The organism is Klebsiella sp. RHBSTW-00484 (genome assembly GCF_013705725.1).
GTDB lineage: Bacteria > Pseudomonadota > Gammaproteobacteria > Enterobacterales > Enterobacteriaceae > Klebsiella.
The window spans coordinates 1,812,049-1,836,656 of the sequence record NZ_CP055481.1 but is presented as its reverse complement, the minus strand read 5'-3'; the positions used below and the strand labels follow the sequence as shown (position 1 = coordinate 1,836,656).

At 52.6% G+C, this 24,608-nt stretch carries 26 protein-coding genes, 4 tRNA genes and 1 other RNA gene; 16 read left to right on the top strand and 15 right to left on the bottom strand.

What is annotated here, in order from left to right; all coding sequences use genetic code 11:
- Positions 1–105: 105 nt before the first annotated feature.
- From HV213_RS08845 to HV213_RS08825, 5 genes are all read left to right on the top strand, one after another.
- A tRNA-Val gene (locus HV213_RS08845) sits at positions 106–181 on the top strand.
- A 43-nt stretch (positions 182–224) separates the two neighbouring features.
- Positions 225–300 (top strand) — tRNA-Val (locus tag HV213_RS08840).
- Positions 301–346: 46 nt separating this feature from the next.
- A tRNA-Val gene (locus HV213_RS08835) sits at positions 347–422 on the top strand.
- Between the two features lie 4 nt (positions 423–426).
- Positions 427–502, top strand: a tRNA-Lys gene (locus HV213_RS08830).
- Between the two features lie 29 nt (positions 503–531).
- A non-coding RNA gene (locus tag HV213_RS08825) (RtT sRNA) lies at positions 532–657 on the top strand.
- Positions 658–796: 139 nt separating this feature from the next.
- Here the strand turns inward: HV213_RS08825 and HV213_RS08820 are convergent.
- The 4 genes from HV213_RS08820 to xapA form a co-directional block, all read right to left on the bottom strand.
- Positions 797–1,681: a LysR family transcriptional regulator gene (locus tag HV213_RS08820; RefSeq protein ID WP_181486367.1), complete on the bottom strand. Its 885-nt coding sequence runs from the start codon at positions 1,679–1,681 to the stop codon at positions 797–799.
- A gap of 54 nt (positions 1,682–1,735) precedes the next feature.
- Positions 1,736–1,894 carry a XapX domain-containing protein gene (locus HV213_RS08815; RefSeq protein WP_181485407.1) on the bottom strand — a complete coding sequence of 53 codons (159 nt, stop codon included), beginning with the start codon at positions 1,892–1,894 and terminating at the stop codon, positions 1,736–1,738.
- A 57-nt stretch (positions 1,895–1,951) separates the two neighbouring features.
- On the bottom strand, positions 1,952–3,208 hold the full coding sequence (locus HV213_RS08810; protein WP_181485406.1) for a nucleoside permease: 1,257 nt from the start codon (positions 3,206–3,208) through the stop codon (positions 1,952–1,954).
- 70 nt (positions 3,209–3,278) lie between these two features.
- Positions 3,279–4,112 carry a xanthosine phosphorylase gene (gene xapA / locus HV213_RS08805; RefSeq protein ID WP_181485405.1) on the bottom strand — a complete coding sequence of 278 codons (834 nt, stop codon included), beginning with the start codon at positions 4,110–4,112 and terminating at the stop codon, positions 3,279–3,281.
- Positions 4,113–4,385: 273 nt separating this feature from the next.
- Here xapA and HV213_RS08800 point away from each other — a divergent pair, with 273 nt between their 5' ends.
- Entirely contained in the window at positions 4,386–5,150 is a 765-nt protein-coding gene (locus tag HV213_RS08800; protein WP_181485404.1) for a nucleoside-specific channel-forming Tsx family protein, read from the top strand.
- A gap of 31 nt (positions 5,151–5,181) precedes the next feature.
- On the opposite strand, the gene HV213_RS08795 is transcribed toward HV213_RS08800, so the two are convergent.
- Positions 5,182–6,108, bottom strand: a complete 927-nt coding sequence (locus tag HV213_RS08795) for a LysR family transcriptional regulator (RefSeq protein ID WP_181485403.1) — start codon at positions 6,106–6,108, stop codon at positions 5,182–5,184.
- An 89-nt stretch (positions 6,109–6,197) separates the two neighbouring features.
- On the opposite strand from HV213_RS08795, the gene HV213_RS08790 reads away from it, so the two are divergent.
- Complete coding sequence (locus tag HV213_RS08790) at positions 6,198–7,196, top strand: bile acid:sodium symporter family protein (RefSeq protein ID WP_181485402.1); 999 nt, start codon at positions 6,198–6,200, stop codon at positions 7,194–7,196.
- Here HV213_RS08790 and HV213_RS08785 read toward each other — a convergent pair.
- The 3 genes from HV213_RS08785 to zipA form a co-directional block, all read right to left on the bottom strand.
- Positions 7,193–7,411, bottom strand: coding sequence for a DUF3820 family protein (locus HV213_RS08785; RefSeq protein WP_110272204.1), 219 nt, complete (start codon positions 7,409–7,411; stop codon positions 7,193–7,195). The genes HV213_RS08790 and HV213_RS08785 overlap by 4 nt on opposite strands.
- Complete coding sequence (ligA, locus tag HV213_RS08780) at positions 7,404–9,428, bottom strand: NAD-dependent DNA ligase LigA (RefSeq protein ID WP_181485401.1); 2,025 nt, start codon at positions 9,426–9,428, stop codon at positions 7,404–7,406. Before ligA ends, HV213_RS08785 begins: the two co-directional genes overlap by 8 nt.
- Positions 9,429–9,502: 74 nt before the next feature.
- A complete protein-coding gene (gene zipA, locus HV213_RS08775; protein ID WP_181485400.1) occupies positions 9,503–10,513 on the bottom strand; it encodes a cell division protein ZipA in 1,011 nt (336 codons plus the stop codon).
- 230 nt (positions 10,514–10,743) lie between these two features.
- Here zipA and cysZ point away from each other — a divergent pair, with 230 nt between their 5' ends.
- The 5 genes from cysZ (at position 10,744) to crr (ending at position 15,605) form a co-directional block, all read left to right on the top strand.
- Entirely contained in the window at positions 10,744–11,505 is a 762-nt protein-coding gene (cysZ, locus tag HV213_RS08770) for a sulfate transporter CysZ (RefSeq protein WP_181485399.1), read from the top strand.
- 165 nt (positions 11,506–11,670) lie between these two features.
- The gene (gene cysK / locus HV213_RS08765; RefSeq protein WP_181485398.1) at positions 11,671–12,642 is read left to right on the top strand and encodes a cysteine synthase A; all 972 of its coding nucleotides are present in this window, start codon (positions 11,671–11,673) and stop codon (positions 12,640–12,642) included.
- A gap of 381 nt (positions 12,643–13,023) precedes the next feature.
- Positions 13,024–13,281 carry a phosphocarrier protein Hpr gene (gene ptsH / locus HV213_RS08760; protein WP_002913505.1) on the top strand — a complete coding sequence of 86 codons (258 nt, stop codon included), beginning with the start codon at positions 13,024–13,026 and terminating at the stop codon, positions 13,279–13,281.
- A gap of 44 nt (positions 13,282–13,325) precedes the next feature.
- Positions 13,326–15,053 (top strand): phosphoenolpyruvate-protein phosphotransferase PtsI, encoded by a 1,728-nt coding sequence (gene ptsI / locus HV213_RS08755; RefSeq protein WP_181485397.1) that lies wholly within the window; start codon positions 13,326–13,328, stop codon positions 15,051–15,053.
- Between the two features lie 42 nt (positions 15,054–15,095).
- Positions 15,096–15,605 carry a PTS glucose transporter subunit IIA gene (gene crr / locus HV213_RS08750; RefSeq protein ID WP_000522253.1) on the top strand — a complete coding sequence of 170 codons (510 nt, stop codon included), beginning with the start codon at positions 15,096–15,098 and terminating at the stop codon, positions 15,603–15,605.
- A 42-nt stretch (positions 15,606–15,647) separates the two neighbouring features.
- On the opposite strand, the gene HV213_RS08745 is transcribed toward crr, so the two are convergent.
- Positions 15,648–15,887: a cytoplasmic protein gene (locus tag HV213_RS08745; RefSeq protein ID WP_110272198.1), complete on the bottom strand. Its 240-nt coding sequence runs from the start codon at positions 15,885–15,887 to the stop codon at positions 15,648–15,650.
- Entirely contained in the window at positions 15,884–16,750 is an 867-nt protein-coding gene (pdxK, locus tag HV213_RS08740) for a pyridoxine/pyridoxal/pyridoxamine kinase (protein WP_181485396.1), read from the bottom strand. Before pdxK ends, HV213_RS08745 begins: the two co-directional genes overlap by 4 nt.
- A gap of 82 nt (positions 16,751–16,832) precedes the next feature.
- Here pdxK and ptsJ point away from each other — a divergent pair, with 82 nt between their 5' ends.
- The 4 genes from ptsJ to HV213_RS08720 all read left to right on the top strand — a co-directional run bounded on the left by ptsJ (position 16,833) and on the right by HV213_RS08720 (position 19,749).
- Positions 16,833–18,131, top strand: a complete 1,299-nt coding sequence (gene ptsJ / locus HV213_RS08735) for a MocR-like B6 salvage transcription factor PtsJ (RefSeq protein WP_181485395.1) — start codon at positions 16,833–16,835, stop codon at positions 18,129–18,131.
- Positions 18,132–18,145: 14 nt separating this feature from the next.
- A complete protein-coding gene (locus HV213_RS08730; protein ID WP_181485394.1) occupies positions 18,146–18,853 on the top strand; it encodes a type 1 glutamine amidotransferase in 708 nt (235 codons plus the stop codon).
- Positions 18,854–18,944: 91 nt separating this feature from the next.
- Positions 18,945–19,319 (top strand): YfeK family protein, encoded by a 375-nt coding sequence (locus tag HV213_RS08725; protein ID WP_181485393.1) that lies wholly within the window; start codon positions 18,945–18,947, stop codon positions 19,317–19,319.
- A gap of 22 nt (positions 19,320–19,341) precedes the next feature.
- On the top strand, positions 19,342–19,749 hold the full coding sequence (locus HV213_RS08720) for a YybH family protein (RefSeq protein ID WP_181485392.1): 408 nt from the start codon (positions 19,342–19,344) through the stop codon (positions 19,747–19,749).
- Here the strand turns inward: HV213_RS08720 and cysM are convergent.
- The 5 genes from cysM to cysP all read right to left on the bottom strand — a co-directional run bounded on the left by cysM (position 19,746) and on the right by cysP (position 24,602).
- Complete coding sequence (gene cysM / locus HV213_RS08715) at positions 19,746–20,657, bottom strand: cysteine synthase CysM (protein WP_110272192.1); 912 nt, start codon at positions 20,655–20,657, stop codon at positions 19,746–19,748. The genes HV213_RS08720 and cysM overlap by 4 nt on opposite strands.
- Before the next feature lie 136 nt (positions 20,658–20,793).
- On the bottom strand, positions 20,794–21,888 hold the full coding sequence (cysA, locus tag HV213_RS08710; protein WP_181485391.1) for a sulfate/thiosulfate ABC transporter ATP-binding protein CysA: 1,095 nt from the start codon (positions 21,886–21,888) through the stop codon (positions 20,794–20,796).
- Positions 21,878–22,753, bottom strand: a complete 876-nt coding sequence (cysW, locus tag HV213_RS08705; RefSeq protein ID WP_110272190.1) for a sulfate/thiosulfate ABC transporter permease CysW — start codon at positions 22,751–22,753, stop codon at positions 21,878–21,880. The genes cysA and cysW overlap by 11 nt, the downstream gene beginning before the upstream one ends.
- Positions 22,753–23,586 carry a sulfate/thiosulfate ABC transporter permease CysT gene (gene cysT / locus HV213_RS08700; protein ID WP_110272189.1) on the bottom strand — a complete coding sequence of 278 codons (834 nt, stop codon included), beginning with the start codon at positions 23,584–23,586 and terminating at the stop codon, positions 22,753–22,755. Before cysT ends, cysW begins: the two co-directional genes overlap by 1 nt.
- A complete protein-coding gene (gene cysP, locus HV213_RS08695) occupies positions 23,586–24,602 on the bottom strand; it encodes a thiosulfate/sulfate ABC transporter substrate-binding protein CysP (protein WP_181485390.1) in 1,017 nt (338 codons plus the stop codon). Before cysP ends, cysT begins: the two co-directional genes overlap by 1 nt.
- Positions 24,603–24,608 lie beyond the last annotated feature (6 nt).

Here is a 24,608-nt window from a genome sequence, read left to right as displayed (position 1 = left end):
TGAGTTCGCGATCGTTTTGTTTAATTTTACGACGAACAAACAAATTATTTAGAAAAGGCGTTGACTCATTTTCAACTCTCCCTATAATGCGACTCCACACAGCGGGGGTGATTAGCTCAGCTGGGAGAGCACCTCCCTTACAAGGAGGGGGTCGGCGGTTCGAACCCGTCATCACCCACCACTACTTAACGTAGTCTCCGCCGTGTAGCAAGAAATTGAGAAGTGGGTGATTAGCTCAGCTGGGAGAGCACCTCCCTTACAAGGAGGGGGTCGGCGGTTCGATCCCGTCATCACCCACCACTTTCTCGCCAGCTGGATTTCTTGCAATAAAATGAAGTACCGAAGTGGGTGATTAGCTCAGCTGGGAGAGCACCTCCCTTACAAGGAGGGGGTCGGCGGTTCGATCCCGTCATCACCCACCACTTCGGGTCGTTAGCTCAGTTGGTAGAGCAGTTGACTTTTAATCAATTGGTCGCAGGTTCGAATCCTGCACGACCCACCAATGCAAAAAAGCGCCCTAAAGGCGCTTTTTTGCTATCTGCAATATACAAGATTCGAACCTGCAGCAGGTTCGAGTCGAACGAAGAGAGACAACGGAGCCGCCTGCGGCGACGGCCCGAAGGGCGAGCGAAGCGAGTCATCCTGCACGACCCACCAATGCAAAAAAGCGCCCTAAAGGCGCTTTTTTGCTATCTGCAATATACAAGATTTGAACCTATATGATGGTGCTACGCTTATCAGGCCTCCGGTACGTTGTAGACCCGATAACACGTTCGCACCACCATCGACGACTTAATTACCCCGTCAACGCTTCCACTAGCTTCGTCAGCGCAAGCGTCGCCTGAGACTCTTCATAGACGATATATAAATCAGCGGGAATACGCTCCTCCAGCGGACGAAATACAACGCCAGGCCAATTCATCTGCGCATAGCTATCCGCGATTAGCGTAATACCAATCCCCATGCTGATCATCGCCAGAACCGTTTGTGGTTCCATCACTTCACGAACAATCATCGGCGAAAATCCAGCAGTCTGGCAAACGCGTTGCAAAAATGCCCAGTCGGTATGGATCGAGGGCATGGTGACAAAATATTCATTTCGCAATGCCTCCAGGGGAACCACATCATAGGTAGTCAGGTGGTGTTCTTCCGGCATAGCGACCAGAAAAGACGATTCATGCAAACGTAAACTGGTAAACCCTTCCGTTGGCTCGGTGGCCATCCGCCAGATTCCCGCATCCAGCTCTCGCCGTTCTAGTAGCGCCATCTGCATCGCAGGCATTTTTTCGCGAAACAGCACCTCGACATTCGGATTATCCTTTAAAAAACGGTGCATCACGGGGCGCATTTTCCCCCACATTGCCGTCCCCACTACGCCAAGCTCAATACGCCCTGCTTCACCGCGTCCAATTTGCTCAACCCTTGCCAGCGCCTGATTGGCACTAGCCAGCAGGCGGCGAGACTCTTCCATCAGGATCTTACCTGCATGTGTTAACACCACGCTGCGAGAATGGCGAACAAACAGCAGCGTACCAAGCTGCTGTTCCAGTTCTTTAATATGAATACTCAGCGGGGGTTGTGACATATTCAGGCGAGCGGCAGCCCGTCCAAAATGCAGCTCTTCTGCAACTGCGAGAAAGTAACGCAGCAACTTAAGATCGATACGGTGGGTTCGCTCCAACACGACTGCACTCCATAAATGAGAGAGGGTAACGCTCGGAATTTACCACACAGTCTAGTGAAAAATGAATTTAACGGCGAGATACCCGATGTACATGAATACAATGGTAAGCACGCCCGGCAGGACACTTGGAGCTGGGATTGGCAGGCGACACAGCGTAAATAAAGCGCCAATACCAAATCCGATACCTGATGAGAAAATAATTTCTTTCATTAACAATCCTTGCTGAACAAAAAGACTGGCGAGCATCCCCTCGCCAGTGAAAAAGAATTAATGCGCCAGAGACTTCATCACTATTTTTTCTGGCTCATGTTTATATTTAAAGAACAGTGCAAAAATCACCGCCAGCGCCAACGAATAGGCTGCAAACAGTAGCCAAATGGTTTGCCAGTCTTTCACACCGTCAACAGAGAAGTAATCCACCGCCATACCGCTTAAAATAGACCCAACCCATGCGCCAACGCCGTTCACCATCGTCATAAACAGCCCCTGAGCACTGGCGCGAATGTTGGAGTTCACCTCCTGCTCAACAAACACCGACCCTGAAATATTGAAGAAGTCGAATGCGCAACCGTAAACGATCATCGACATCAGCAGCAGCACAAAACCAAACGGAGACGGATCGCCAAAGGCAAAGAAACCAAAGCGCAGCGTCCACGCCAGCATACTCATCAACATCACCGTTTTGATGCCAAAGCGTTTTAGGAAGAACGGTATGGTAAGGATAAAACCGACTTCAGCCATCTGCGAAACGGAAAGTAAAATAGAGGGATACTTAACGACAAAACTATTGGCAAACTCAGGATTGCGGGCAAAATCGTGCAGAAATGGGTTACCAAAGACGTTGGTAATTTGCAGCACGGCCCCCAGCATCATCGCAAACAGAAAGAAAATCGCCATACGCGGATTTTTAAACAACACAAACGCATCTAGCCCCAGCTTACTGGCAAGCGTTGTAGCCGCTTTCTTCTCAGCAACCGGAATCTTCGGCAACGTGAAAGCATACATCGCCAGCACCAGCGAAGCACCTGATGCGATATACAACTGCGCGCTACTCAGTTCCAACCCCATGAGGCTCACCGTCCACATGGCGACAATAAAGCCAATCGTGCCAAACACGCGAATCGGTGGGAATGCGGTAACCGGGTCCTGTCCAGACTGTGCAAGACAGGAATAAGAGACGCTGTTAGACAACGCAATCGTCGGCATATAGGCCATTGCATTAATCAACATCACCCAGAACATGGTATCCGGATCGGTGACGGTAGTGGCATACAATAGCACCCCGGCACAGACCAGGTGGCAAAGCATATAGGCGCGTTCAGCACGTAACCATTTGTCGGCAATAATCCCCATAATGCCGGGCATAATAATGGCCGCCAGTCCTTTGGAGCTATAAACCATCCCAACGTTTGCGCCAGTAAAGTCGAGGGTGTTTATCATGTAAGAACCCAGGGTCACCAGCCAGCTTCCCCAGATAAAATATTGCAAAAACGACATGACCTTTAATCGGGACGCAATACCCATTTTTCGTTCCTTGCCGTAGAGATAGAGTAAGAGAAAGACCCCGTGCGCGGGGTCATTGTTATTATTAATTTCAGGCCAGTTTACGTAAGAAACCGCAGATCAGATTAATAAAGTTTTGACGAGATAACTCAGCCGCTGCCAGGGTCTGCGCATGAGATAATTTCACATCACCCAGGCCTTCAGCCAAATTGGTAATAGCAGAGACAGCAACCACTTTCAGGCCACAGTGCCGCGCAGTGATGACTTCTGGCACGACTGACATACCAACGACATCGCCACCAATAATCTGCATCATGCGGATCTCAGCCGCCGTTTCAAAGTTTGGCCCAGGGTAGGAAACGAAAACACCCTCAGTGAGCGGAAAACCCTCTTCTGCCGCGACAGTCTGTAATACAGCACGATAATCCGCATCATAGGCATTCGCGAGTGAGAAGAAACGGTCACCAAAGCGTTCATCGTTCAACCCAACCATCGGTGTTCCTGGCATCGTGTTAATGTGGTCATTTAATGCCACCAGGCTACCTGGCCCGACTTCCGGACGAAGAGAACCCGCCGCATTGGTGCAAAACAGAAGTTCACAGCCCAACAGCTTCAGAGTCCGAATCGCATCGGTCATAATGGTCATGCCACGGCCTTCATAAAAATGTCCCCGACCTTTCATGCAGGCAACCGGAACACCAGCCAGATGACCAAGCACCAGCTCTCCGGCATGTCCATGGACGGTGCTGACCGGGAAACCCGGCAGTTTCTCGTAAGAAATAGCCACTGCACCTTCAATTTGTTCCGCCAGGGCACCTAAACCTGAACCAAGAATAAATGCCACGCGCGGCGTAAAATCAGGCTTGTAACCACGAATGATATCTGCGCTATACCAAGGGTTCTGTGACAAAAGGGAGTGGCTCATGATAGATCCTTAAGGCTGAATAATCGGAAAGTGTTGTGTACCTCTTGTTTATAACGAGAGAAGACTATCGTTTACCAATACACTTTCCCGTAATGATTGATATCCTTTCTATATTGATGACATAAACCTCATTCAGATCGTTTACCTATCGATTATCAATAATTAAATATTGGTTTTACCTTCTCTTTTTTGAATAAGATGTCATCTGCTGGGGCCCACAGCAAAATAAAATAAACACCTACATTTTTATATTTCTGGCAGATGGAACACCCCATGAATAAAACGCTTATAAATTTAAGTTTTGCCGCCGCATTGGTTTTACCTCATACCGTACAGGCTGAATTTAAAGGTGGTTTCGCCAATCTTGGCCTGCATTACCTCGACTGGACATCAAGCACGACAGAGAAGTCTGGCAAAAAATCCCACAAAGATGATTTCGGCTATCTGGAACTTGAAGGTGGTGCCAACTTTAGCTGGGGGGAAATGTATGGATTTTTTGATTGGGAAAATTTCTACAATGGCCGTCATGACAAGCCCGGTAGCGAACAGCGCTATACGTTTAAAAATACCAACCGTATTTATTTGGGCGATACCGGATTAAACCTCTATTTACACGCATACGGCACCTACGGTTCGCCCGATCGAGTGAATTTCCATGATGATATGTTTCTCTATGGTCTCGGATATAATTTCACCGGCAATGGTTACTGGTTTAAACCCTTCTTCGCCAAACGCTATACCGATCAAACGTATTATAGCGGCGACAATGGTTATGTGCTGGGCTGGGTAGCCGGATATAGCTTTATGCTGGGTAGTGAAAAATTCACCCTGACCAACTGGAATGAATATGAATTTGACCGCGCTGCAACCTATGCTGCGGGCAACGGTGGTAAAGATGGGCTTAACGGCGCTGTGGCGCTGTGGTGGAATGCGACACCTCATCTGACAGCAGGCGTTCAGTATCGCTACGCGAAGAATAAGCTTGGGGAAACTTTTCTTCAGGACGGCATTATTTACTCCCTCAAATATCAATTTTAATCTTTTGCGCCTGCCTGAAGCGGCAGGTCGACTATATTTGATAGAGAGGATCTGCCGCACGGCATGCGGTCAACTCGCTGGCCTGGGACCTGACGACCTCCCACAACGCCTCTGCAGCAGTTGATAACGACCGGTTTTTACGCCGTGCCAACATCAGTTGCCGTTCAACTACCGGCGTTAACCGCTTCACCTGCAAATGGCTTCCCTGAGGAAGCGGCAGGGCTAACGCCGGTAATATACTGATGCCAATTCCCGCTTCAACCATCGGAAATAGTGTCGCTGGATGGCCAATCTCCTGCACAATCTTCGCTTCAACGGAAAATCCAGCGAGAGCCGCATCGATAAGCGGACGGCTACCGGACGCATAATCCTGTAACACCAGCCGCTGCTGCTGTAGCTCCAGCCAGCCCACAGAGTATCGTTGGGCAAAAGAGTGATCGTGGCGGCAAAGCAACAAAAACGGCTCCGCCAGTACCGTCTCGCACTCTAAATCGGTGGCGGCTCCAGGATCGATAACGATGCCAAAATCCACTTCTCCCTGACGGATGCTCTCCAGCACCCATTGCTGAGGGCGGTCGTGGAGAACAAAATCGATCTCAGGGTAGCGTCGATTAGCGTATGCAATGCACTGCGGGATCAGGTGGGCAGAAATGGTCTGACTGGCGGCAACTCTGACGGTTCCAGTAAGCTGCTGCCCGACGCGCCCGGCCTCACGCAGCGTACTGTTCAATTCATCCAGCAGACGCTCCAGTCTGGCCGCCAGCTGCTGTCCCGCTTCCGTGAGCACCACCTCCCGGGTGGTTCGGTCGAGTAGACGCACCCCGGTTTGATGCTCCAGCTCTTTGACGCTATGGCTCACCGCCGACTGGCTCAGGCCGATACTCTCCCCTGCCCGGCTAAAGCTCCTGGCACGAGCGACGGTCACAAACACCTTTAACTGACGTAGCGAATAATTCATCTCTTTTTTTCATGAATAGATGCAATAAATCGATTTTATTTCTCAAACTAAAGAAAGCACAATAGTCGCATCGATTTTCAGGAGCGTTTATGAAATTTTTCCGCATTCTTGATCCATTTACTCTCACCTTAGTCACCGTCGTCCTGCTGGCCTCCTTTTTTCCGGCACGCGGTGGATTTGTCCCATTCTTTGAACATTTAACCACCGCCGCCATCGCCCTGCTGTTCTTTATGCACGGGGCGAAACTCTCCCGCGAAGCGATCGTTGCCGGTGGTAGCCACTGGCGTTTACACCTCTGGGTGATGTGCAGCACCTTTATCGTCTTCCCCGTCCTCGGCGTACTGTTCGCATGGTGGGCGCCAATAAACGTTGATCCGGCGCTGTACACCGGCTTTATTTATCTCTGCATTCTGCCAGCCACCGTACAGTCCGCCATCGCGTTTACCTCGCTGGCGGGCGGCAACGTCGCTGCGGCAGTGTGCTCGGCATCAGCCTCAAGTCTTCTGGGGATTTTTATTTCACCGCTGCTGGTTGGCCTGCTGATGAATTTGCACGGCGCGGGCGGAAGCCTTGAGCAAGTTGGCAAGATCATGCTGCAACTGCTGCTGCCATTTGTTCTGGGGCATCTTTCTCGCCCATGGATTGGCAATTGGGTGGCAAAACATAAAAAGTGGATCTCAAAAACCGATCAGACTTCAATCTTGCTGGTCGTTTACTCCGCGTTCAGTGAGGCGGTTGTGAACGGCATCTGGCACAAAGTGGGCGTCGGATCGCTACTGTTTATCGTCGTGGTTAGCATTGTTCTGCTGGCGATTGTGATTGCTATCAACGTGTTTGTGGCGCGCAAGTGCGGCTTCAATAAAGCGGATGAGATTACGATTGTCTTCTGCGGATCGAAAAAGAGCCTGGCAAACGGAATCCCGATGGCCAACATTCTCTTCCCGACCTCAATACTAGGGATAATGGTGCTACCGCTAATGATCTTCCATCAGATTCAGCTGATGGTGTGCGCCGTGCTGGCGCGTCGTTATAAGCGCCAGGCCGAAGCGTTACAGGCGCAGGAAAAGACCCGCGCCTCCGAAGCTTAACGCGGGCGCTTAAGGGGCTGAACCAGATCGGTCAGCCCCTCGGTTTTAATCAACAAGGTTAATGCCATCAACTCGCCAAGATGCCCGGCGGGAAATTGATCTTTACGAGCAAACCACAGCAAATACTCTTCTGGCACATCAATTAAACGACGCCCTTTGTATTTACCAAACGGCATTTCCGTGTTGGCAATCTCAATAAGCTGGTCTTTATCCACGAGATTCTCCGAGCAGGCGCACCATTTCGGCTTCATCAATCACCGTAATACCCAGTTCCTGCGCTTTGGCTAGTTTAGAACCAGCTGCTTCTCCGGCAATCACCAGATCGGTTTTCTTCGATACGCTGCCCGCAACTTTCGCCCCCAGCGCAACCAGTTGCGCCTTAGCGTCATCACGCGAGAGCTGGCTCAGACTACCGGTCAGAACCACCGTTTTCCCGGCAAATGGGCTATCAATCTCTTCGGCATTGACCACTACCGGCGCGGGCCAGCGAACCCCTTCTTTGCGAAGCTGAGCGATCACTTCGCGATTACTCTCTTCAGCAAAGAAATTACGCACATGCGTCGCAACGACAATCCCAACATCCGGCACTTTTTGCAGATCTTCAATCGATGCCTGCTCCAGTGCCTCAATGGTGCCAAAGTGAGCGGCTAAACCTGCCGCCGTCGCTTCACCGACTTCGCGGATCCCTAACGCATAAAGGAAACGGGCAAAGGTGGTCTCTTTTGATTTCTCCAGAGCATCCACCACGTTCTGCGCTGATTTTGGCCCCATGCGGTCCAGCCCGGTGAGCTTACCCGGCGTCAACTGGAAAAGATCGGCTGGCGTATGGACGTACTCTTTCTCAACCAGCTGGTCGATGATTTTATCGCCCATTCCCTCGACATCTAACGCGCGACGAGAAACGAAATGTTTGAGCGCTTCTTTGCGCTGAGCGCCGCAAATCAGACCGCCAGTACAGCGCGTGACAACTTCACCTTCCACGCGTTCTACATCGGAATGGCAGACCGGGCAATGCGTGGGGAACACGATTTCACGGGTCTCTTCCGGACGCTCTGAAAGGACCACGTTCACCACCTGAGGGATAACATCTCCAGCGCGACGAATCACCACCTTATCGCCAATTCGCAACCCCAGGCGGTCGATTTCATCCGCATTGTGCAGCGTCGCGTTGCTGACCAGCACTCCTGCGACATGGACTGGCTCCAGACGGGCAACTGGCGTGATGGCGCCGGTACGCCCTACCTGAAACTCGACATCGCGTACAAAGGTCATCTGCTCTTGCGCCGGAAACTTAAACGCCACCGCCCAACGTGGCGCACGGGCAACGAAGCCCAGTTGCTCCTGTAACACCAGAGAATCAACTTTAATAACCACGCCGTCGATATCAAAACCCAGGTTCGGACGGTCTTCTTCAACCTTGCGATAGTAAGTAAGCACTTCCTCTGGCGTATGGCAGAGTTTTACGCGCTCGCTGACCGGCAGTCCCCAGGCCTTAAACTGCTGTAAACGCGCAGAGTGGCTTTCCGGCAGCTCACCGCCTTCCAGCACACCCACGCCGTAGCAAAAGAAAGTGAGCGGTCGCTTCGCCGTAATTCGCGGATCGAGCTGGCGCAAAGAACCGGCGGCCGCGTTACGTGGGTTAGCAAACACTTTCCCACCGGTGCGACGCGCCTCATCATTAATTTTTTCAAACCCCGCCTGCGGGAGAAACACCTCGCCGCGAACTTCCAGCCGCTGCGGGATATCGTCACCACGCAGTTTCAGGGGGATGGCGCGAATGGTACGTACGTTGGAGGTAATATCTTCTCCGGTGGTCCCATCGCCTCGGGTCGCCGCCTGTACCAGAACGCCGTTTTCATACAGAATGCTAACCGCCAGGCCATCCAGCTTCAGTTCACAACAGTAAGTCAGATCATCAGTATTTTTCAGACGGTCCTGAACGCGCTTATTAAACGCGAGGAAGCTCTCTTCATCAAAAACGTTATCCAACGACAGCATTGGCACTTCATGGCGAATCTGGCTAAATGAGGCCAGAGGTGCAGCGCCAACGCGCTGAGTGGGTGAGTCAGGCGTAATCAGTTCAGGATGTTGAGCTTCCAGTTCACGTAATTCACGCATCAACCGATCGTATTCCGCATCAGGAATTTCCGGTGTATCCATGACATGGTACAGATATTCATGATGGCGAAGCGTGGTTCGCAGTTCAGTCAGTTTTTGTTCGTTCGATTCCATATCGCACCATCAATGATAAAAAACCCCCGACGGGCGGGGGTTCAGGATAAGTAGACGAAACTCAGGAAGATGAATCAGGCGTTAGCCTCTTTCACTTCGCGAATGCGGTCCTGGTATTCACGCAATTTTTGCGGCGTCATCATACGACGCTGATCGTCCAGCACGACACCACCAACTTCATCGGCAATGTACTGCGCGGATTGCAGCATCAACTTAAAGTTTTGCAGCTCATCGCCAAAGGACGGAACCTGCATAAAGATAGTGATCCCTGGCGTCATCATATCCGCCATGCTATCCGGATTGAATGTGCCTGGTTTTACCATATTCGCCAGGCTGAACAAGACCTGGCCGCTACCGTCAGGACTGAGGTGGCGATGGAAAATATTCATATCGCCGAATTTGAAGCCAGCCTGCTGGATGCTGTTGATTAATAGCTCACCATTAAGCTGCGAACCATGGTGCGCGGCAACGTTCATCACAATGACCGTTTCTTTACGCTCTTTAGGCTGCGGTGCTGGCTGCGGTTCAGGAGCGGCCTGAGGTTCAGGTACCGGCTGCGGAGCGACTGCAGGTTGTTGAACCGATTGCGGCGCATGCTGAACTGGCTGCTGCACATGTTGAACAGGTTGCTGGGGCTGCGGCGGCACGGGCTGCTGTGTCGGCGCAACGTGATGCGGTTGCTGAACCGGAGCCTGTGTATGAACTGGCTGCTGATGTGGCTGCGGCTGATGAGATGGCTGCGGCGCACGAGCAGGCTCCTCCTGATGCACAGGCTGCTGCGCCTGACGCTCATAAGGCGGCTGATACTGGTGTTGCGGTGCCTGATGAGGTGCTTCATGCTCCCCATGAGTCCCATTCGGCGCGTGATTAACCCGATGAACCCGGACTTCACCAACGCCTTCAACATCGCCATCAAAGTCATCGCCTTCCGACTCTTCATCGTCGCGAGACTTCATACGTTTTAGTGGGCGATCGCGAAACATCGAAGAACGTTCTTTACGGCTGGTCCAAAAACCGTGCACCAGTAAAGCGATTATGGCGATCGCGCCAACAATGATTAATATCAGACGCAAATCCTGCATCATTATATTCTCTGTTGTTCTAACACCTTGCCACCACGGCAAACATTTACTCACTAAGAGTATTTGTCGATTACATCAAGTGCAAGTGCGTCTGGGGCTTTCACTACATAAAGATGAACTAAATCGTGCTTTTTGCTGTTTTTTCGAACATTTCCTAACTGGTTATTGTCTGCTAACCCGATAAAATATCCCGGCATTCAGTCTGGATGTCAAAAAAGGAGCATTGCCTGACTATGGTTTCATCATCCGCAACGACCCCGCGTAGTGGCGTCTATTATTTTTCGCAGGGCTGGAAACTGATCGGGCTACCGGGGATCCGTCGATACGTATTCCTCCCTTTACTCGTCAACATCATTTTGATGGGTGGAGCCTTCTGGTGGTTATTCACTCGCTTGGGTAGCTGGCTCCCTTCGCTGATGAGCCGTGTACCGGAATGGCTGCAATGGCTTAACTATTTGCTGTGGCCGATAGTGGTTATCTCCATTCTGCTGGTCTTTGGCTACTTCTTTTCGACGATTGCCAACTGGATAGCCGCCCCCTTTAGCGGTCTACTGGCTGAGCAGCTTGAAGCGCGCCTCACCGGCGCAACGCCTCCGGATGTCGGAGTTTTCGGCATAATGAAAGATGTGCCACGCATTATGAAGCGTGAATGGCAGAAGTTTGCCTGGTATCTCCCACGGGCAATCGTGCTTTTAATTCTCTATTTCATCCCCGGCATCGGCCAGACCGTTGCACCCGTACTGTGGTTCCTGTTCAGTGCCTGGATGCTGGCAATTCAGTACTGCGATTACCCTTTTGATAACCATAAAGTGCCGTTTAAAACCATGCGTGAGGCGCTGCGTACCCGCAAAGTAACCAATATGCAATTTGGTGCCCTGACCAGCCTGTTTACCATGATTCCGGTACTGAATCTGGTCATTTTGCCGGTGGCCATTTGCGGTGCAACGGCGATGTGGGTCGATTGCTACCGCGACAAACACGCCATGTGGAAGTAATCCCCTCCTCTCTTCTTGCGGAGCGGCTTATGCCGCTCCTTATTACTTATGGCTTGCCATTATTTCTCTTGCGAATATAGATATGCTAAATCCTTACTTCCGCATATTCTTTAAGCGGGTATGCTGAAGCCGTACTCCCAAATTTCATACAGTTAAGGACGGGCCATGAGTAAGATTTTTGAAGACAACTCCCTGACTATCGGTCATACGCCGCTAGTACGACTGAACCGAATCGGTAACGGACGCATCCTGGCAAAGGTAGAATCGCGTAACCCGAGCTTTAGCGTGAAATGCCGTATCGGTGCCAATATGATTTGGGATGCCGAAAAACGCGGTGTACTAAAACCAGGCGTTGAGTTGGTAGAACCGACCAGCGGTAACACCGGAATTGCACTTGCCTACGTCGCAGCAGCACGTGGCTATAAGCTAACGCTGACAATGCCAGAAACTATGAGCATTGAGCGCCGCAAGCTGTTGAAAGCATTAGGTGCTAATCTGGTATTAACCGAAGGCGCGAAAGGCATGAAGGGTGCAATCCAGAAAGCCGAAGAAATCGTCGCGGGCAACCCAGAGAAATTCTTACTGCTCCAGCAGTTCAGCAACCCGGCCAACCCGGAAATTCATGAAAAGACCACCGGCCCGGAAATCTGGGAAGATACTGACGGTCAGGTTGATGTCTTCATCTCCGGAGTCGGTACCGGCGGTACGCTGACCGGCGTAAGTCGTTACATCAAAGGCACCAAAGGTAAAAAAGATCTGATTACCGTCGCGGTTGAACCCACCGACTCCCCGGTTATCGCCCAGGCGCTGGCAGGTGAGGAGCTAAAACCCGGCCCGCACAAAATTCAAGGCATTGGCGCTGGCTTTATTCCGGGCAACCTGGATTTGAAGCTGGTTGATAAAGTCGTTGCTATCACCAACGAAGAAGCCATTTCAACCGCACGTCGCCTGATGGAAGAGGAAGGTATTCTGGCCGGTATCTCTTCCGGTGCAGCCGTTGCTGCTGCGCTGAAGCTTCAGGAAGATGAAGCCTTTACCAATAAGAATATTGTGGTTATCCTACCCTCTTCAGGTGAACGCTATTTAAGCACTGCATTATTTGCTGATCTCTTCACAGAGAAAGAACTGCAACAGTAGTGCCAGCCTGTTAACATCGTGTAAAAAAGCACCTTTTCAGGTGCTTTTTTGTGGCACAGTTCAAATTTTTACCCCTCCTGGCATTGATTCACTTCGTTGGGTCTGGTATTTAACCAGCACATTTATTTTGATGCGCGAAATTATTCGGATTTGGATTTCCATAAGCTGAATCGATTTTATGATTTGGTTCAAGTCTTCCTTTCGCGGCATAATGTTTAATGACGTGGTAGACGTCAACGGCCTGAAGGTTCACGCGGCGATTCACTGCTGCTGGTGCCGGAGCCGGACACGTAATGCCGGCGCTAACGATACAGGCTAAAGTTTGGCCGTTAGGCTAAACTTTAGGTCCACAACACTAAACCTATAAGTTGGGGAAATATAATGTTCCAGCAAGAAGTTACTATTACCGCTCCGAACGGTCTGCACACCCGCCCTGCTGCTCAGTTTGTTAAAGAAGCAAAAGGCTTCACTTCTGAGATCACTGTTACCTCCAACGGCAAAAGCGCCAGCGCCAAAAGCCTGTTCAAACTGCAAACTCTGGGTCTGACTCAGGGTACCGTTGTGACTCTTTCTGCCGAAGGCGAAGATGAGCAAAAAGCAGTTGAGCATCTGGTTAAACTGATGGCTGAACTCGAGTAAGTTCACGGGTTCTTTTTAATATCAGTCACAAGTAAGGTAGGGTTATGATTTCAGGCATTTTAGCATCCCCGGGTATCGCTTTTGGCAAGGCACTCCTGCTGAAAGAAGATGAAGTAGTCATCGACCGGAAGAAAATTTCTGCCGATAAGGTTGATCAGGAAGTTGAACGTTTTCTGAGTGGCCGCACCAAGGCCTCCGCCCAGCTGGAGGTCATCAAAACCAAAGCTGGTGAAACTTTCGGTGAAGAAAAAGAAGCCATCTTCGAAGGGCACATCATGCTGCTGGAAGATGAGGAGCTTGAGCAGGAAATCATAGCCCTGATTAAAGATAAGCACATGACTGCCGACGCGGCAGCCAATGAAGTTATCGAAGGTCAGGCTATTGCACTGGAAGAGCTGGATGATGAATACCTGAAAGAGCGTGCGGCTGACGTACGCGATATCGGTAAACGTCTACTGCGCAACATCCTCGGCCTGGCCATCATTGATCTGGGCGCGATTCAGGATGAAGTTATCCTGGTTGCTGCTGACCTCACCCCGTCTGAAACGGCACAGTTGAACCTGGACAAAGTACTAGGCTTTATTACTGATGCTGGTGGTCGTACTTCCCACACCTCTATCATGGCGCGTTCCCTTGAACTGCCTGCCATCGTGGGCACCGGTAGCGTTACCGCTCAGGTGAAAAACGGCGATTATTTGGTCCTCGACGCGGTGAATAACCAGGTTCTGGTTAACCCAACAAACGAACAAATCGAAGAACTGCGTAATCTGCAGGCTCAGGTTGCTGAAGAGAAAGCGGAACTGGCTAAACTGAAAGACCTGCCGGCAATTACGCTGGACGGCCATCAGGTTGAAGTCTGCGCTAACATCGGCACCGTCCGTGACGTCGAAGGCGCTGAGCGCAACGGCGCGGAAGGCGTAGGTTTGTATCGTACTGAATTCCTGTTCATGGACCGCGACTCGCTGCCGACTGAAGAAGAACAGTTTGCAGCTTACAAAGCGGTTGCCGAAGCGTGCGGCTCTCAGGCCGTTATCGTTCGTACCATGGATATCGGCGGCGACAAAGAGTTGCCGTACATGAACTTCCCGAAAGAAGAGAACCCGTTCCTCGGCTGGCGTGCTATCCGTATCGCAATGGATCGTAAAGAGATCCTGCGTGACCAGGTACGCGCCATCCTGCGTGCTTCTGCTTTCGGTAAACTGCGCATTATGTTCCCGATGATCATCTCTGTTGAAGAAGTTCGCGCGCTGCGCAAAGAGATCGAGATCTACAAACAGGAACTGCGTGACGAAGGTAAAGCTTTTGATGAAGCCATTGAAATTGGCGTAATGGTAGAAACCCCTGCCGCCGCGACAATCGCTCGTCACTTAGCCAAAGAAGTTGATTTCTTTAGTATCGGTACCAATGATTTAACGCAGTATACTCTGGCAGTTGACCGTGGTAATGATATGATTTCACATCTTTACCAGCCAATGTCACCGTCCGTCCTGACGCTGATTAAGCAAGTTATTGATGCTTCTCATGCTGAAGGTAAATGGACTGGCATGTGTGGTGAGCTTGCGGGCGATGAACGTGCTACACTTCTGTTGCTGGGTATGGGGCTGGACGAATTCTCTATGAGCGCCATTTCCATCCCGCGCATCAAGAAGATTATTCGTAACACGAACTTCGAAGATGCGAAAGTATTAGCAGAGCAGGCTCTTGCTCAACCGACAACGGACGAGTTAATGACGCTGGTTAACAAGTTCATTGAAGAAAAAACAATCTGCTAATCCACGAGATGCGCGGCCCAAATTACTGCTTAGGAGAAGATCATGGGTTTGTTCGATAAATTGAAATCTCTGGTTTCTGATGACAAAAAAGACACCGGAACTATTGAGATTGTTGCCCCGCTCTCTGGCGAGATCGTCAACATCGAAGACGTGCCGGATGTCGTTTTTGCGGAAAAAATTGTGGGTGATGGCATTGCCATCAAACCTACTGGCAACAAAATGGTTGCGCCGGTAGATGGTACCATCGGTAAAATTTTTGAAACCAATCATGCGTTCTCTATCGAATCTGATAGCGGCATTGAGCTGTTCGTTCACTTCGGTATTGATACCGTTGAACTGAAAGGCGAAGGTTTCAAACGTATCGCTGAAGAAGGCCAACGTGTGAAAGTCGGCGACCCGGTTATCGAATTCGATCTGCCGCTGCTGGAAGAAAAAGCCAAGTCTACCCTGACTCCGGTTGTTATCTCCAACATGGACGAGATCAAAGAGCTGATCAAACTGTCCGGTAGCGTAACCGTGGGTGAAACCCCGGTTATCCGCATCAAGAAGTAATTCTTGCCGCAGAAGAATGGCGCCTCTAAGGGCGCCATTTTTTTATATCGTCGCTTTAAGCGGTCGATAGCATTTCTCTCTCGACAACACCTTCATACCCTCCGGAGAGCTTTCCAGAATCCGCTTCTCGCTGTCAGAGACCAGCAAATCACACTGATATCCGCCAACCGCCCCAAACAGCGAGCTGACTTCGCAGGCATCTTCCAGCGCCTCACTGCCTGAGGTATCAAAATGTCCAACAACTCTTCCCAGCTGACGAACCACTAAACGGTAGCTCTTCATACTCCCTCCTCTGGCGGTGGAAGAATTAACTCATCACAACCCTGCTCATCAGTCCAGGTCATCACCGTCAGTACCCGCTGTGCAGCGGCACGCGCGGCATCGCTCAGCGGCATCCCGCAAACTAAACCGCTAACCAGCTCGGCGCAAAAAAGGTCTCCCGTGCCCTTCAGGTCCGTTTCAACACGCGGATGTTCCACCATCTCAACTGACTCTGCGCTAACCACCAACACGTTGATCGAGGCGTTATCTATTCCCGGCGCGCTGGTAATCACTACCCATTTCAGCGAATCAGATAACAGGCTGCGCGCAGCGATAATCGCCTCCTGCTGATTGTGGCAAGGCAGGCCACTTAGCGTCTCCAGCTCAAACAGGTTAGGCGTGATAACCTGCGCCAGGGGCAGCAGATGGATGCGATATGCTTCGGGAATCTCCGCCTTGACGTAGATGCCGCTATCCACATCGCCAATGACCGGGTCGACCAGAATGCAAAGATCTGGATGATGCTCGCGGATGCGGCACAACCATTGCGCTAACCGTTCAATCTGCACCGCGCTGCCCATATAGCCAGTGGTGACCGCACGCAGTTCGCGCAGAGCATCACGCTCTTCCAGCGCCTTTAAATACCCGACAAACCACTCTTCCGGAATAACGCCGCCATAGTACGTATCATAATGCGGAGTATTGCTGAACAGCACCGTCGGCACCGCCATCACCCGCAGGCCGTGCTGCTTTATCGCCGGTACCGCAATGCTATTTCCGACGCTGCCGTAGACCACTTGCGATTGCACGGCCACAATATCGACCTGTAGCGCCCGGCTTTTATCGTTGAAGAGCACCGATTGTATTTCGTCTTGCTGGCCCATCCTTTCTCCTCCCGCTGGACAGCGGGTCATACTCTGATTATCATTCGTCCTATGCTAAAATTCATTTTGTCATAGGTCAATAATGTTTGTCGGAAAAACCGCTAGTGAGATCTTCGATAACGTCCGTCATCTGGTACAAAGCGGCGTATTAAAACCAGGCGATGTTCTGCCACCGGTTCGCGAACTGGCTACCAATCTCTCGGTTAACCGCAACACCGTCGCTTCAGCCTATAAGCGGTTAGTCACCTCCGGATTAGCCATCAGCCAGGGGCGTAATGGTACGGTCATCAAGACACACAATACTCTCCCCGAGCTTGAAGGGGGCGATCCCTCTTCGCCGTTGAAGGATATTTCCAGCGGCAATCCTGACCCTAATCGTCTGGCCGACATTAAACGCTATTTCAGCGCTATCGCAGTCACCCCACGTCTGTACGGCGATGCGGCAGTTGAACCGCAGCTTGCCACCTGGGCCCACACCTGGGTTAATAAAGACTTGGGCATAGACGCCGAGATTAACCTGGCCAGCGGCGCTATCGATGCGCTTGAGCGTCTGCTTTGCGCCCTGCTGTTGCCCGGCGATAGCGTAGCTATCGAAGACCCCTGCTTTCTCAGCAGTATCAACATGCTGCGCTATGCCGGTTTTAACCCTTCGCCAGTGCCGGTGGATAGTGAAGGGATGCAGCCCGCAGCGCTCGAAGAGGCGCTACGCAACGGCGCGCGGGCGGTCATTATTACCCCCCGCGCGCACAACCCCACTGGCTGTAGCCTCAGCGAAACACGCGCCCGGGCGATACGTGAAATACTTGCCCGCTACCCGCTGGTTCTGGTGATTGTCGATGATCATTTTGCGCTGCTGTCCGCGACGCTTTGGTACTCCCCACTGGCCGCTGAAACTCAGCGCTGGGCGCTGGTACGGTCGCTGTCAAAAACGCTGGGACCGGATATGCGCCTGGCCATTGTCGCCAGCGATCCAGACACATCGGCGGCGCTGCGTCTACGCCTGAACTCCGGCAGCCAATGGGTCAGCCATCTGCTGCAGGATCTGGTGCTGGCCTGCCTGAATGATAGCGCCTTTATGGCATCTTTAACGCAGAGCCAACGCCACTATCGCCAACAACATGAAAAACTGGTCACCGCGCTCTCTCAGCGTGGACTCACCCATTTTACGCCTGGAGACGGTCTTAACTTTTGGCTTCCCCTGGAGAAACCCAGCCAGCCGATTGCCCTACGTCTGGCGCACGCGGGTTGGCTGGTTCGCGAAGGAGAAACGTTCGGTGTTGGCGCACTGTCGCACGGACTCCGCCTTTCGCTCGCCACGCTGAACGATGATGAAATCAATAAACTCGCCGATGATTTATGCCAGGTATTACAACAACATTGACAGGAGTTAACGCTATGCAGATCCACTTTATTGTCCATGAAGTCTTTGAAGCGCCGGGAGCGTATCTGCATTGGGCGCAGGCGCGCGGTTACGCTACCAGTTGGTCACGCGTTTACGCGGGTGATGCACTGCCAGAAAATGCGGATGACTTTGATATGCTGGTTGTGCTGGGCGGCCCGCAATCGCCGTGCACGACGCTATCTGAATGCCCTTATTTTGATACCCACGCCGAGCAGCGCTTAATCGCCCAAGCGATTGCTGCCGGGCGAACGGTCATTGGCATTTGCCTCGGCTCGCAGCTGATTGGCGAAGCGCTGGGCGCGCCGGTGATGCAAAGCCCGGAAAAAGAGGTTGGTCATTATCCGATAACGCTAACCACTGCGGGTCTGCAGGATAGCAAACTCTCACACTTTGGCCCTTCACTGGTGGTTGGCCACTGGCATAACGACATGCCGGGACTGACCCCGGAAGCGGAAGTGATGGCCTCCAGCGAAGGCTGCCCGCGGCAGATAGTGAAATATCGCGACCGGGTATATGGTTTCCAATGCCATATGGAATTTGATGCTGAGGTCATTGAGCTGCTGATTGCTCATTCGCAGCCAGAGCTCAGCGCCGCCAGAGGCAGACGTTTCATCCGCAGCGAACAAGAAATGCGCGGCTGGGACTACCGTGAGATGAATCAGAAACTGTGGACGTTTCTCGACAAACTGACGATGAATTAACCAAAAGCGAGCGTTTTTCTTAAAGCTAAATCCCCTCACTGCGGAAAGAGTAAACTTTATCGCGAACAAACCACTATGGAAGGGACTCAAGATGAAGAACATTCTCTGCGCGGTGATGGCATTATTTCTTACACTTCCCGCCTTTGCCAAACTCAACGCTTATCAAGAAGAGCGCATTAACGCGATGCTCGACGCCCTGGGGCAAAAAAAGGATCTGATCTTCGTACGCAATGGCGATGCCCATACCTGCGAGGAAGCAGTGTCACATCTGCGGTTAAAACTTGGTAATACCCGTAACCGCATCGATACCGCCGAGCAATTTATTGATAAGGTAGCATCATCGTCGTCTATTACCGGTAAGCCCTATATCGTCAGGATCCCTGGAAAAAGCGACGAAAACGCGCAGCCGTACCTGCACACCCTGATCGCTGAGACGGATAAAACGGTCACGGCGGAAAATCAATAGCTCACAAAAAGGGCCATCAGAGATGCACAATCCTAACCCGCAGTTAAAAGCCGCCATTGAAGCCTGCGATCGCGCCATCTCGCAGGAGGATTACGCCAGCCTGATGGAGTATTACGCCGAAGACGCCGCGCTGGTGGTTAAGCCAGGAATGGTGGTCAGGGGCAAAGAAAATATCCGCAAAGCGTTTATCGCCATCGCCGATTATTTTCAGCACCGGCTGGTGGTGACGCAGGGGAAGATGGAGATTATTGAAGGCGGCGGCAATGCGCTGGTGATTATGGAAACCCGGCTGGATATCCCGACTGCGGAAGGCGGCACGACACAGGTCACGCGGCGCGCAACCTATGTCTTTCGCCAGCAGGGTGAGCGCTGGCTATGTTCCGTAGATAACTCCTACGGTACCGACCTGCTCGACGCTCCCGAGGTTTAAATCCCCGCGCCCTGGGCAAAGTGCTCTTCGCCAAAGACCCCGGTAGAGAGGTAGCGATCGCCGCGATCGCAGACGATCGCCACCACCACCGAGCCGGGGTTTTCACGGGCGATACGTAATGCGCCCGCCACCGCGCCGCCGGAACTGACGCCGCAGAAAATACCTTCCCGCACCGCCAGCATTCGCATGATGTTTTCCGCATCCTGCTGATGAATATCCAGAACTTCATCCACCAGCTGTGCGTTAAAAATGCCCGGCATATATTCGGCTGGCCAGCGGCGAATCCCCGGAATACTGCTCCCCTCTTCTGGCTGCAGCCCGACAATGCTCACCGCTTTATCTTGCTCGCGCAGAAAGCGTGAAACGCCGGTAATGGTCCCGGTCGTGCCCATACTGGAGACAAAATGGGTGATTCGTCCATCAGTCTGCTGCCAGATCTCCGGCCCGGTGGTGGTGTAGTGCGCATAAGGGTTATCCGGATTATTGAACTGATCCAAAAGCTTACCTTCGCCGCGCTGGGCCATCTCCAGCGCCAGATCGCGCGCACCTTCCATCCCCTGCTCTTTGGTGACCAGAATCAGCTCGGCACCGTAGGCGCGCATAGCGGCACGACGCTCCTGACTCATATTATCCGGCATCAGCAGCTTCATCTGATAGCCTTTGAGCGCAGCAATCATTGCCAGCGCGATGCCGGTATTGCCGCTGGTCGCTTCAATCAGCACATCGCCGGGCTTAATCTCGCCGCGCTTTTCGGCTTCAACAATCATCGACAGCGCCGCGCGATCTTTCACCGACCCCGCAGGGTTGTTCCCTTCCAGCTTGACCCAGATTTCGCTGCCGTTGTCAGGCGCAAGGCGTTGTAATTTCACCAGAGGCGTATTGCCAATTGTTTGTTCTAATGTATTCACGGTTTTTGCCCAATAAAAAGGCCGGGTGAGAGTTTACCCGGCCTGCAAACGACCCCGGATGGCGACGCATTGCGTCTAACCCGGGCTACCAAATCCTGCCGTTGCGAAAACGGCGATAAACTTGCGGATTAAGCTATCAGGCCGATTCAGCCAGAGCAAGCTCCCCGCGCGGCTCGATGCGTTCATTGCCGTTGTACAGGCGTGCATTTTGCAAGCCGACAAACAGGCGCTCCCCGCGATACGGCGCGTCTTCTCCCTGCAGTACCACGGTCAACGGTTCGTCATACCACCCAAGGGGCTGAACAACTAATTGGGTGTAGTGGCCTTTGGGGCTAGCTTCCAGTACCTGTACCGGCAGAGGCGAATCAAGGCTGGTGCGACGGCTGATATCCACTTCCCACGGACGCAGGAACAGATCGACCGGCCCCTGGTATGCCGGGGTATAGCCCAACGGCCAGCGATGCGCGCCGACGTGGAACTGACCGCCGCGAATGGTGCCTTTCAGGCGGTTAACTTCGCCCATAAACTCCAGCACAAAGCGGGTGGCAGGCTCACGCCACACCAGGTCAGGCGCATCGGCCTGTTCGATATTGCCCTGGCTCATCACTACCACGCGATCCGCCACTTCAGTGGCTTCTTCCTGATCGTGCGTTACAAATACGCTGGTGAATTTCAGCTCTTCATGCAACTGACGTAGCCAGCGCCGCAATTCTTTACGCACCTGAGCATCCAGCGCGCCGAAAGGTTCATCCAGCAGCAGGATTTGCGGTTCAACCGCCAGCGCACGAGCCAAAGCTACGCGCTGCTTCTGCCCGCCGGAGAGCTGGGCCGGATAGCGATCGGCCAGATGCGCCAGTTGCACCATTTCCAGCAGTTTGGTCACTTTCGCTTTAATACCGGCAGCATTCGGACGTTCGCGACGCGGCAGCACCGTCAGGCCAAAAGCGATGTTGTCGAACACCGTCATATGGCGAAACAGCGCGTAGTGCTGGAACACGAATCCAACTTTGCGATCGCGCGCATGCACACGGCTCACGTCGGTGCCGTGAAAACGGATATGCCCGCTGGACTGATTCTCCAGCCCGGCAATAATACGCAGCAGCGTAGTTTTCCCGGAGCCGGACGGCCCCAGCAGCGCAACCATTTGTCCGGAGGGGATATCCAGCGAGATATCATTCAGCACCTGGGTGCGACCAAAAGACTTCTTAATATTGGCAATCTCAATGCTCATGATTTCCCTCCAGTTGCGCGCGTTTTTCCTGATTGGCCAAACGCCATTGCACCATACTCTTCAAAAACAAGGTCAAAATAGCCATTAACGTCAGCAGGGCGGCGGCGGTAAACGAACCGACGGTGTTGTAATCCTGCTCCAGTAATTCAATTTGCAGCGGCAGCGATAAAGTTTCGCCGCGAATCGAGCCGGAAACTACCGACACGGCGCCGAATTCACCGATGGCGCGGGCGTTGGTCAGCACCACGCCGTAGAGCAGCGCCCAGCGGATGTTTGGCAAGGTAACGCGACGGAACATCTGCCAGCCCGAAGCGCCGAGCAAAATCGCCGCCTCATCTTCATGGCTACCCTGGCTCATCATCACCGGCACCAGCTCGCGAACCACAAACGGGCAGGTCACAAAGATGGTCGCCAGCACCATACCCGGCCAGGCGAACATGATCTGCAGGTTGTGCTCATCGAGCCAACCGCCCAGCGGGCCGTTAGAACCGTAAAACAGCAAATAAACTAGCCCCGCCACCACCGGCGAGACGGCAAACGGAATATCCAGCAGCGTCAGCAGCAGCTGGCGGCCGGGAAAAGTAAAGCGCGTCACCAGCCAGGCAAGCAGCACACCGAACACCAGGTTTACCGGCACGGTAATCAAAGCAATCATCACCGTCAGCCAGATAGCATGCAGCATGTCCGGATCGGCAAGGTTTTGCAGCACCGGCATCAGGCCTTTGCTAAACGCCTGCACGAAGATATAGACCATCGGCACAATCAGAATGAAGGCGGAAACCAGCATCCCGGTACCAATCAGAAACCATTTTCCCCAGTTAATACGGGGCGCGTCATAACGCTTCAATTGAGCAACGATCGCCATTAATGACCTACCACGCGTCGACCAAAGCGACTTTGCAGGGTGTTAATTGAGAACAGCAGCAGTAACGATGCCGCGAGGATCACCGAAGCAATTGCGCTGGCGGCAGGGTAATCAAACTCCTGCAAACGAACGAAAATCATCAGCGAGGTCACTTCCGTTTTCCACGCGATGTTACCGGCGATAAAAATCACCGCACCGAACTCGCCGAGGCTACGGGTAAACGACAACGCAATCCCAGCCAGCAGCGCCGGAGACAGCTCCGGCAACACCACTTTGCGAAAGCTCTGCAGACGCGTCGCGCCCAGCGTTTCCGCAGCTTCTTCATACTCCGGACCCAGTTCTTCGAGCACCGGCTGCACCGTACGCACCACAAACGGGATGCTGGTAAAAGCCATCGCTACTGCGATACCCAGCCAGGTATAGGTCACTTTGATATCAAACTTCGCCAGCCACTCGCCGTAAAAACCGTTGACCGAGAATAGCGACGCCAGCGTCAGGCCCGCTACCGCCGTCGGCAGGGCAAACGGCAGATCCATCAGCGCATCTAGCAGCGTACGTCCCGGAAAGCGATAGCGCGTAAGGATCCATGCCATCAGCAAACCGAATACGCCGTTGAAAATCGACGCCACGAAGGCCGACAGCAGGGTGACTTTATAGGCCGCCACCACCTGAGGATTAGTGACCACATCCCAGTACTGAGCCCAGGTCATCTCAGAGAGCTGCATCACCAGCGCGCTCAACGGCAGCAGCAGAATCAAGCAAACAAACAGCAGGCTGGTGCCGAGGCTCAGGGTAAAGCCCGGCAGCACGCGCTTTGATGCAACAGCAAACATTACTTACGCCCCGCCGCCAGCAGTTTGTCCAGCTCACCGCCGCTGACAAAGTGGGTTTTCATCACTTCCGGCCAGGAGCCAAACTGGTCTTCCACGCGGAACAGTTCAGTCTGCGGGAATTTATCTTTCAATCCATCCATCACTTTCGGGTTGTTCACGCGATAGTAATAGTCGGTGATAATTGTCTGCGCTTGTGGGCTGTAGAGCCAGGTCAGGTAGGCCTTCGCCGCCTTTTCCGTACCGTTGGCTTTGACGTTTTTATCCACCCAGGCCACAGGGAATTCAGCCAGGATATTGGTTTTAGGAATAACCACCTCGAATCCCTGATCTTCGTACTGTTTGCGGATGTTATTTACTTCCGATTCAAAACTAATCAGTACATCACCCAACCCGCGTTCCGCAAAGGTGGTAGTAGCACCGCGACCACCGGTATCAAACACTTCGACGTTCTTCAGAAATTGGGTCATAAACTGCTCGGTTTTGGCTTTATCGCCACCGTCAGCTTTGTCCGCGGCGCCCCACGCGGCTAAATAGGTATAACGCGCGTTGCCTGAGGTTTTCGGGTTCGGGAAAATCAGTTTCACATCGGAGCGCACCAGGTCATTCCAGTCGTGAATATTTTTCGGATTGCCTTTGCGCACCAGGAATCCCATGGTGGAGTAAAACGGCGAGCTGTTATTCGGCAAACGGCTTTGCCAGTCGGCCGGAATCAGCTTGCCTTTGTCGTGCAGGATCTGCACGTCGGTCACCTGGTTATAGGTCACCACGTCGGCCTTCAGGCCTTGCAGAATCGCCAGCGCCTGTTTTGATGACCCGGCATGAGATTGTTTAATCGTCAGCTTATCGCCAGCGTTATCTTTCGCCCACTGCTGTTCAAACGGCGGGTTAAGGGCGGCAAACAGCTCGCGGGAAACATCGTAGGAACTGTTCAGCAGTTCCGTCGCCTGTGCCTGCGCAACCAACAGCACAGAAGCTGCCAGCGCCAGATATCCTTTTTTCAGTGATTTAACGGCCATTGCGCA

Excerpts from the sequence above, each read along its gene's own strand:
- HV213_RS08815 (WP_181485407.1), bottom strand. The coding sequence starts at position 1,894 with ATGAAAGAAATTATTTTCTCATCAGGTATCGGATTTGGTATTGGCGCT.
- HV213_RS08810 (WP_181485406.1), bottom strand. The coding sequence starts at position 3,208 with ATGGGTATTGCGTCCCGATTAAAGGTCATGTCGTTTTTGCAATATTTT.
- xapA (WP_181485405.1), bottom strand. The coding sequence starts at position 4,112 with ATGAGCCACTCCCTTTTGTCACAGAACCCTTGGTATAGCGCAGATATC.
- HV213_RS08800 (WP_181485404.1), top strand. The coding sequence starts at position 4,386 with ATGAATAAAACGCTTATAAATTTAAGTTTTGCCGCCGCATTGGTTTTA.
- HV213_RS08795 (WP_181485403.1), bottom strand. The coding sequence starts at position 6,108 with ATGAATTATTCGCTACGTCAGTTAAAGGTGTTTGTGACCGTCGCTCGT.
- HV213_RS08790 (WP_181485402.1), top strand. The coding sequence starts at position 6,198 with ATGAAATTTTTCCGCATTCTTGATCCATTTACTCTCACCTTAGTCACC.
- ligA (WP_181485401.1), bottom strand. The coding sequence starts at position 9,428 with ATGGAATCGAACGAACAAAAACTGACTGAACTGCGAACCACGCTTCGC.
- zipA (WP_181485400.1), bottom strand. The coding sequence starts at position 10,513 with ATGATGCAGGATTTGCGTCTGATATTAATCATTGTTGGCGCGATCGCC.
- cysZ (WP_181485399.1), top strand. The coding sequence starts at position 10,744 with ATGGTTTCATCATCCGCAACGACCCCGCGTAGTGGCGTCTATTATTTT.
- cysK (WP_181485398.1), top strand. The coding sequence starts at position 11,671 with ATGAGTAAGATTTTTGAAGACAACTCCCTGACTATCGGTCATACGCCG.
- ptsH (WP_002913505.1), top strand. The coding sequence starts at position 13,024 with ATGTTCCAGCAAGAAGTTACTATTACCGCTCCGAACGGTCTGCACACC.
- ptsI (WP_181485397.1), top strand. The coding sequence starts at position 13,326 with ATGATTTCAGGCATTTTAGCATCCCCGGGTATCGCTTTTGGCAAGGCA.
- crr (WP_000522253.1), top strand. The coding sequence starts at position 15,096 with ATGGGTTTGTTCGATAAATTGAAATCTCTGGTTTCTGATGACAAAAAA.
- HV213_RS08745 (WP_110272198.1), bottom strand. The coding sequence starts at position 15,887 with ATGAAGAGCTACCGTTTAGTGGTTCGTCAGCTGGGAAGAGTTGTTGGA.
- pdxK (WP_181485396.1), bottom strand. The coding sequence starts at position 16,750 with ATGGGCCAGCAAGACGAAATACAATCGGTGCTCTTCAACGATAAAAGC.
- ptsJ (WP_181485395.1), top strand. The coding sequence starts at position 16,833 with ATGTTTGTCGGAAAAACCGCTAGTGAGATCTTCGATAACGTCCGTCAT.
- HV213_RS08730 (WP_181485394.1), top strand. The coding sequence starts at position 18,146 with ATGCAGATCCACTTTATTGTCCATGAAGTCTTTGAAGCGCCGGGAGCG.
- HV213_RS08725 (WP_181485393.1), top strand. The coding sequence starts at position 18,945 with ATGAAGAACATTCTCTGCGCGGTGATGGCATTATTTCTTACACTTCCC.
- HV213_RS08720 (WP_181485392.1), top strand. The coding sequence starts at position 19,342 with ATGCACAATCCTAACCCGCAGTTAAAAGCCGCCATTGAAGCCTGCGAT.
- cysA (WP_181485391.1), bottom strand. The coding sequence starts at position 21,888 with ATGAGCATTGAGATTGCCAATATTAAGAAGTCTTTTGGTCGCACCCAG.
- cysW (WP_110272190.1), bottom strand. The coding sequence starts at position 22,753 with ATGGCGATCGTTGCTCAATTGAAGCGTTATGACGCGCCCCGTATTAAC.
- cysT (WP_110272189.1), bottom strand. The coding sequence starts at position 23,586 with ATGTTTGCTGTTGCATCAAAGCGCGTGCTGCCGGGCTTTACCCTGAGC.
- cysP (WP_181485390.1), bottom strand. The coding sequence starts at position 24,602 with ATGGCCGTTAAATCACTGAAAAAAGGATATCTGGCGCTGGCAGCTTCT.